We start from the raw sequence: 5,747 nt of genomic DNA, 5'->3' as shown, positions 1-5,747 counted from the left end.
GTCTTAAATGCGGCGATTCCCGTGCGCGATTTGACTCCCCCTTTAAACGGTAGGTCCACTTATCTCCGTCTGGAAAGTGACGGTCTTCTCTACGCTGCTAGTTTAGCTCTTTATGCACCCTTAGACGAAAATGGGCAGGAAAGACCACCAAATCTGACAGAGTGGCAAAATTTGCTAGAAAAAGGCAATTTATCGACTCCGCGGGATCGAGCGCCCACTCCTCCCCATAGTCAAGGACAGATAATTTATGGACGGGTAGCGGGGGTGTCCCAAGGTTCAGCTTGGCCAGCCCGATTGGTCGATCGAGCTTCTTTATGGTTAAATATTCCTGATTCTGGTCAATCTATAGCCTATGGGATTAGCACCCTACCCGGGGGCAAACTGGGAACGGAACAAAATCAAAGTGCTAGTATGTTAGTTCGCTATCCCGATACGGCCTATCAAGCTCATGGTAATTACGGTGTGGAATATAGGTTAAGTTTACCTCTGTTTAATCGGAGTTATGAGGCGAAAACGGTGACTATTGCGCTAGAAACACCGATTAAAGAGGATATTATTGGGCAGGGGTTGCGTTTTCTCGATCCGGCTGCTCCACAAGTGTTTTTTCGGGGAACGGTAGCCGTCAATTATAGCGATGACCAGGGACAGGCACAAAGCAGATTTTTCCATCTCGTCCAAAGACGCGGACAAGAGGGAGAATCTTTAGTGACTCTGACTATTCCTCCGGGGGATTGGCGTGTAGTACAGGTAAATTTTTTATATCCACCAGATGCTACTCCTCCGCAGGTTTTAACGATTAAGACCGAGTAGAACAAGTTTAAAATTGGCCGTTAATGATCGCAATATTCCATTGACCGTCTTGGTTGGTTTCAAAGGCAATTTGGCGACCATCACCGCTAATGGTGGGATTGCGGACGCTTCCTCGCAGGTTAGCGGTTAACAGGGTTACACGGGACTTGGAACGATCATAAACCATGACATCACTTTTACCGCGTTCGCTGGAGATATAAGCAATTAAACGACCGTCAGCACTCAGAGATGGCTGATCTTGGCTAGAATCGCCACGATTTAGGTTAGGAAGATTAACTAGGCGCTTTTCTTGCAGATCGAATAAATATATACTACGACGACCGGAGCGATCAGAAGCGAAGGCTAAATAGCGACCATCAGCACTATAACTGGGGAATTGATCGGGAGCAAAACTATTTAAACCACCGGCGGGAACTTGAGGAGTGATCAAAAGAGGGGAATTACAGCCACTTATCCCCGATAACAGCCCAAAAGAGGCCAAAAATCGCCCCAGCCAGACAAAAAAAATTTTTTCTTTCATCTTGACTTTTGACCCCAAATGTGCTAGTAACTTTCTTCCTTGCCGACGGTTTTGAGGGTAAGTAGTTGATTGCCTTGACTGAGACTATCGGCGATCGCTTCTCGAATCGGCAGGTCAATAGTGGTTTCAGCGAGGATTTCTTGGGCTTTTTGCCGCAAATCTGCCCCAGTATCGGCATCTACTTGGTCTAGATCGAGTAATTCTTGCGATAGCTGTTCGATCGAATTCGGGTTAGTCATAGCTCAGGCTCCCAACAAGCTTAATTACAATCCCATTGTAAAGAGGGTCTGGTCCCTAATTGGGGATTTTTTGGCTTTAATTCAGTATTGATACCAATCCAACTTGAAAAACCCAGTTATGAATTGTTTCCCACTTCCCCACTTCCTCAAAAAAATTTTCCCAGAGGTGCTTGACATAACCCTAATGATGAAGTTACAATCAGAAATGTGGCAAAAATGGGATTGTAGTTCAATTGGTTAGAGCACCGCCCTGTCACGGCGGAAGTTGCGGGTTCGAGCCCCGTCAATCCCGTAGAAATCTAGATTAGAGTCGCTCAAGGGTGGTTAACCTGTGGGCAGTAGGGTAAATAAACACGATCCCACTGCCTAGATTGGTTCTAATTTACCGATAAACCGGCATTAGCTTGAATATAATCGGGTAATTCAATCTTTACCGGTTGTACCCGCCAGATTTCCTCGCAGTATTCCCGAATCGATCGATCGCTAGAGAATTTACCCATGCGGGCCAGATTAAGAATCGCTAAACGACTCCAATGTTCTTGATCTTTATAGGCGCGACCGACCTCTTCCTGACAGTCGATATAGGACTGATAATCGGCCAGTAACATATAGGGATCATCGTAGATAAGATTATCCACAAGCGGACGGAATAAACTACTATCACCCCGGCTAAAAAATCCCGAACCAATGAGGTCTAATACTGCCCGCAATTCTTCGTTATGGTAATAGTATTCTTGGGGATTATAACCAGCGGCTTTCTTAGCATAAACTTCCTCGGTTGTCAAGCCAAAAAGAAAGAAATTTTCCGCCCCCACCTCTTCACGAATTTCGATATTTGCCCCATCAAGAGTACCGATAGTTAAGGCACCATTCATGGAGAATTTCATATTACCAGTTCCCGAAGCTTCTTTCCCGGCGGTGGAAATTTGTTCAGACAAGTCGGCAGCTGGATAAACTCGTTGACCGAAGGTGACATTATAATCGGGCAGGAAAACCACTTTTAAACGTCCTCCAATTGTCGGATCATTGTCGATCACTTCTGCCACAGAATTAATCAATTTAATGATTAATTTCGCCATAAAATAACCCGGGGCTGCCTTACCACCGAAAATAAAGGTACGGGGGGTAATATCGAGATTGGGATTATTTTTGAGGCGATGATAGAGAGTGACGATATGTAAAACGTTGAGATGTTGCCGTTTATATTCGTGAATGCGTTTTACTTGCACATCAAAGAGGGTACTAGGATCAACTTTAATGCCGACTTTTTTATCGATATAATTGGCCAAATCTGCCTTAATATCGTATTTAATTCGTCGCCAAGAGTCCCGAAATCCTCCATCATCCACATAGTTTTCTAACCCGCGTAAATCCTCCAGATGCTTAATCCAATTTTCGCCGATTTTTTCTGTAATCGCAAAAGTCAAGCGGGGATTACTAGAAACTATCCAGCGTCGGGGAGTAACTCCATTGGTTTTGTTGCTAAACTTTTCAGGAAAGAGTTCATAGAAATCGCGCAGAACATCTTTTTTCAGTAATTCTGTATGGAGGGCTGCCACCCCATTAATTGCCTGGGAACCCACACAGGCAAGGTGAGCCATACGGACGTATTTTTCGCCGCTTTCATCGATTATAGATAAACGGGACATTTTGCCGTCATCATGGGGATAAATAATGCGAATTTTATCCAAGAAACGATGGTTAATTTCGTAGATAATTTCCATTAATCGCGGTAAAAGACGACCAAAAATACTCAAAGGCCATTTTTCTAAAGCTTCTGGCAAAAGAGTATGATTGGTGTAAGCGAAGGTATTTTGAGTAATAAACCAAGCTTTATCCCAATCGAAATGATGCACATCAATTAACAAGCGCATTAACTCAGCTACCCCGACGGAAGGGTGAGTATCATTCAATTGTACCGACCATTTTTGATGAAAATTATCGAGACTGGGGTTCTCATGTAAGTGAATACGAATCAGATCCTGTAGGGAACAGGAAACAAAGAAATATTGCTGTTCTAAACGCAGTTCTTTGCCTTGAATTGGTTCATCGTTAGGATAGAGAACTTTACTGATATTTTCCGAGTGAACTTTATTATCCACCGCACCATAATAATCTCCGCGATTAAAGCGACCAAAATCAAAAGATTCACAAGCTTCTGATTTCCATAGACGCATGGTATTAGCGGTGTTAACTCGATAGCCGAGAATTGGGGTATCGTAGGGAATTCCTTTGACTACATAATCGGGAATCCAACGACTGCGATAATTACCATTTTCGTCGGTATAGGATTCGGTATAACCGCCAAATTTTACCTCTACTCCCGCTTCTGGTCGGGCAATTTCCCAGGGATTTCCATACTGTAACCACTTATCGGTTATTTCTACCTGCCAACCGTCGTGAATTTCTTGATCAAAGATACCAAATTCGTAGCGAATACCGTAACCAATAGCCGGAATTTCTAGGGTAGAAAGGGAATCAAGATAACAGGCAGCTAAACGACCTAAACCACCATTTCCTAACCCTGGTTCTTCTTCCTGGGCAATTAATTCTTCTAGTTTTAATCCCGATTCGCTGACAGCTTTCTCCACCTGTTCGTAGATACCGAGATTAATTAAATTATTAGCTAAATGGGGACCGACTAAAAATTCGGCCGAGAGATAACAAACGGTTCTGACATCTTTTTTTAGATAGGTTTGTTGGGTGGTTAACCAACGCTGCAATAAACGATCGCGGATTGTATAGGCCAGGGCCATGTAAAGATCGTTTTTGCTGGCTAATTCTGGTAATTTACCTTGAATATAGAGTAAATTATCCCTTAAAGCCCGTCGGATAGTTTCTGTGTCTAATCCTGTTCTATCGTCTTCGATGATAATCGGACAAACAAAAGTTGACTCTGGAGATGGATTCATGGGAGTGTTTTTACTGAACATTGACTGCTCTTAGTTTACAATAATCTGTTCTCAAATTTTATCAAGAAAAGCTTAAATCTTGACTAAGATTAAGGTATAGTAATGAGAGAGTTAAGGTGATTAAATTTCAGTTACCGATAGGAAGCGAAAACAGGGGAAAGTTTGAGCAATGCGTGCTTTTGTGACGGGTGGAACGGGTTTTATCGGGGCGAATTTAGTGCGATTGCTTTTAGTCGAAGGCTACCAAGTGCGCGTCCTCGTCCGTCCCCAGAGTAATCTCAGAAATTTGCGGGGTTTAGCTCTCGAAATTGTCCGGGGTAATTTAAATGATGAGAACTTATTTAAATTAATGGTCGGATGCGAAGTTCTCTTTCATGTAGCGGCGCACTATTCTCTCTGGCAAAAGGATAGACATCAACTCTACCAAAATAATGTTTTAGGTACAAGAAATGTGCTAGAATCGGCGCATTTAGCGGGAATTGCCAGAATAGTTTATACCAGTTCTGTGGCGGCTATTGGAGTTGGTAAAAAGGGTGAAAGTGTCGATGAAACTTATCAAAGTCCCGCCCATCAATTGGTGGGTTATTATAAAAAATCCAAGTATTGGGCAGAACAGGAAGCATTGAAAGCAGTGCAAAGAGGACAGGATATCGTTATAGTTAATCCTAGTACGCCGATAGGAGCCTTTGATCTTAAGCCTACACCCACCGGTGACATTATTCTCCGTTTTTTGCGGCGAAAAATGCCCGCTTATGTGAATACGGGATTAAATCTAATTGATGTGCGCGATGTGGCCTGGGGACATTTATTAGCTTTAGAAAAGGGCAGAACTGGCGAAAGATATATTTTAGGTCATCAAAACACTTCTTTAAAAACTTTGTTGACAGAATTAGCCGAAATTACTGGCAGAAATGCTCCGAAAATTGTTTTACCTTTTTGGATTCCTTTACTAATAGCTTGGCTGGATGAAAAAGTTCTTCCTGTCCTCGGAAAATCGCCCTCTATACCCCTTGATGGCGTGAAAATGTCAAAACAGTCCATGTACTACGATTCCTCGAAGGCAGTGCAAGAACTGGGCTTACCGCAATCGCCGATTAGACAAGCTTTAGCTGATGCTATCGATTGGTTTCAAACTAATGGAGACATTGCTTATTAAGACTGAGTAGGAAAGGAAAAAGATGGTCTCAATTGTGCTGAAATGCTTAATTAGTTAGGTGTTAAAAGTTGTCAGACACCCCCCTTATCAAGGGGGGCAGGGGGGATCCC

General features: G+C 43.0%; 5 protein-coding genes and 1 tRNA gene. 3 read left to right on the top strand and 3 right to left on the bottom strand.

All coding sequences use genetic code 11. The annotated features are described in order from the left end of the window. A partial coding sequence (locus IQ242_RS15160) for a DUF3370 domain-containing protein (protein ID WP_193960527.1) occupies positions 1 to 810 on the top strand: 810 nt, incomplete at its 5' end. Between the two features lie 7 nt (positions 811 to 817). Here IQ242_RS15160 and IQ242_RS15155 read toward each other — a convergent pair. Continuing rightward, entirely contained in the window at positions 818 to 1,330 is a 513-nt protein-coding gene (locus IQ242_RS15155; RefSeq protein ID WP_193960526.1) for a PD40 domain-containing protein, read from the bottom strand. Between the two features lie 23 nt (positions 1,331 to 1,353). Continuing rightward, positions 1,354 to 1,569, bottom strand: a complete 216-nt coding sequence (locus IQ242_RS15150) for a hypothetical protein (RefSeq protein WP_002761575.1) — start codon at positions 1,567 to 1,569, stop codon at positions 1,354 to 1,356. A 218-nt stretch (positions 1,570 to 1,787) separates the two neighbouring features. On the opposite strand from IQ242_RS15150, the gene IQ242_RS15145 reads away from it, so the two are divergent. Beyond that, a tRNA-Asp gene (locus IQ242_RS15145) sits at positions 1,788 to 1,861 on the top strand. Between the two features lie 85 nt (positions 1,862 to 1,946). Here IQ242_RS15145 and IQ242_RS15140 read toward each other — a convergent pair. Further along, a complete protein-coding gene (locus tag IQ242_RS15140; protein WP_193960525.1) occupies positions 1,947 to 4,481 on the bottom strand; it encodes a glycogen/starch/alpha-glucan phosphorylase in 2,535 nt (844 codons plus the stop codon). A 169-nt stretch (positions 4,482 to 4,650) separates the two neighbouring features. On the opposite strand from IQ242_RS15140, the gene hpnA reads away from it, so the two are divergent. Beyond that, on the top strand, positions 4,651 to 5,637 hold the full coding sequence (hpnA, locus tag IQ242_RS15135; protein ID WP_193960524.1) for a hopanoid-associated sugar epimerase: 987 nt from the start codon (positions 4,651 to 4,653) through the stop codon (positions 5,635 to 5,637). Positions 5,638 to 5,747: the final 110 nt, after the last annotated feature.

The organism is Microcystis sp. LEGE 08355, assembly GCF_015207185.1.
GTDB classification, from domain to species: Bacteria; Cyanobacteriota; Cyanobacteriia; order Cyanobacteriales; family Microcystaceae; genus Microcystis; species Microcystis panniformis.
The sequence above is the reverse complement of the archived record's forward strand: the minus strand, read 5'-3'. Positions and strand labels throughout refer to the sequence as shown.